This is a genomic window from Priestia sp. P5_B4, from assembly GCF_056400385.1.
Genome location: NZ_JBFULJ010000738.1, coordinates 1 through 1,919, shown reverse-complemented (window position 1 = coordinate 1,919; position 1,919 = coordinate 1). Strand labels below are relative to the sequence as shown.

General features: G+C 37.4%; 2 protein-coding genes. One reads left to right on the top strand and one right to left on the bottom strand.

Annotation, left to right across the window (positions count from 1 at the left end):
• Window positions 1-130: 130 nt before the first annotated feature.
• On the top strand, window positions 131-784 hold the full coding sequence (locus AC1DRF_RS25370; protein ID WP_034275912.1) for a GntR family transcriptional regulator: 654 nt from the start codon (window positions 131-133) through the stop codon (window positions 782-784).
• Window positions 785-1,007: 223 nt separating this feature from the next.
• Here AC1DRF_RS25370 and nhaC read toward each other — a convergent pair.
• Window positions 1,008-1,919, bottom strand: a 912-nt coding sequence (gene nhaC, locus AC1DRF_RS25365) for a Na+/H+ antiporter NhaC (protein ID WP_477741996.1), incomplete at its 5' end; no start/stop codon positions are given.

The following is a 1,919-nucleotide window of genomic DNA, read 5'->3' as shown; positions in this document are numbered from 1 at the left end:
GATTAGACGAAGTGATATGATATGATTATTTTTACACCTGTACGTTCTTTCACGCTATTTTTATACTCTTTCATCACCATGACATGATGAGAAAGAACGGCTGATGCGATATTTATTTTAGGGGGAAACAATGAACAAGGGGCCTATGATTTATCATTCATTAAAAGATCATGTATATAACTACATAGCAAGTCAAATTCAAGACGGTACACTGCTGCCTAACGACAAAATAAATGAAGCCAGCATTTGTTCTCAGCTGAATGTCAGCCGAACGCCTGTGAGAGAAGCGCTTATTAAACTGGCATCAGACAACCTATTAGAGTACAGACCGCGCAGAGGATTTACCGTAAAGGAAATTGATACACCAAAAAAACTAGAAGTATTTGAAATCGTCGGTGCTTTAGATGGTCTTGCAGCTTCCCTGTCGATTGATCACTTAACGGAAGACGATTTTACGAAGATGGATGAGCTTATTAAAAAAATCGATGTTTCGATTGAATTAGAAAATTATCAGGATTATCAAAAATACCAAACGTATTTTCATCGAGTATATTTGAACCGATGCGGTAATGTGACCTTAAAAGAACAGCTTATATCTTTACAAGACGGATTCATCAGACAAACGTACTTTAGCGATGACAATAAAGAGCTATACGCCATTTTACATGTGATGAATGAACATCACCGCCATATTCTAAAACTTCTGAAGCAGAAAAAAAAGGCGGATGTTCAGCTTTACCTTCAAAATGTCCACTGGAAAATCGAATATCCAGAAATGATTTGATCAAAAAGAGATTAAGACATAACTAAATCAATCCAGTCAACAGCTAGAATCAATCCAGTCAACAGCTAGAATCAATCCAGTCAACAGCTAGAAGCAACAAAATACATGAAACCTACGTTTATCATACCAATAAAAAAATCCGAACGAAGTTGATTCTCCATCAAGAATCTTAATTCATCGTTCGGATCTTCTTTCAACTAACATACTGTTGTCGCAGCCTCTTTTATTTTGCTATAGCAGAACGCTGTTTTTCCTCTTTTACGTACCAAATGAATTTCCCAGTATATCCGTAAATAATCGCCAAAATAATAGAGACAAAGCTGAGCCACATAAACGGCAGATAAGCGAATGTAGAAATCCCAAGCGTTGTAGCTAAAAATACACCGTTGTCCGTCCACGGAACCATCCCTGAAGTTAAGGTTCCCCCTACTTCTGAGTTACGGGCAARCACTAGACGCTGTATTCTTAACTTGTCATAACTTTTCTCCATAATTTTCGGTGTTAAAATTAATGAAACATACATTGCACAACCAAATATATTCCCTAATAATCCAACGAAAATAGTAGAAGCCGTAACGTTTCCTGAATTGACAAGAATTTTTTCGAATTTAGATAGCAGGACTTCTAAGACACCGAGCTCATCTAATAACCCGCCAAAGCCTAGTCCAAAAATAATGACAATAATGGAACCGACCATGCTTAAAATTCCGCCACGATTTAACAGCTCACTTAAAAATGTGTTATCGGTATTAATTTTAAACCCTTCATAAGCCGTATTAAATGCGCTCGCCACATCCATATGTTGAAAGACAACTGCCCATATAATTCCTAATAATGAGCCAATGGCAATTGATGGAAGAGAAGGTTTCTTTAATGCTAAAAGGACAATAACAGCCAAAGCCGGAATCAGCATCCACCCGCTGATATGGAATGTATCCAACAGCGAAGATTTTAATCCGTCTACCCGTCCAGCATCAAAATCTTTTCCTCCATACATAAACCCTGTTACCGTAAATAATACTGCCGTAATGACGTAAGCAGGAATATCCAACACTAACATTGCTTTTACATGATCAATAACGTTCACTCGAGCCATTGACGCAGATAAAATGGTACTGTCAGAAAGAGGAGAAAG

Excerpts from the sequence above, each read along its gene's own strand:
- AC1DRF_RS25370 (WP_034275912.1), top strand. The coding sequence starts at position 131 with ATGAACAAGGGGCCTATGATTTATCATTCATTAAAAGATCATGTATAT.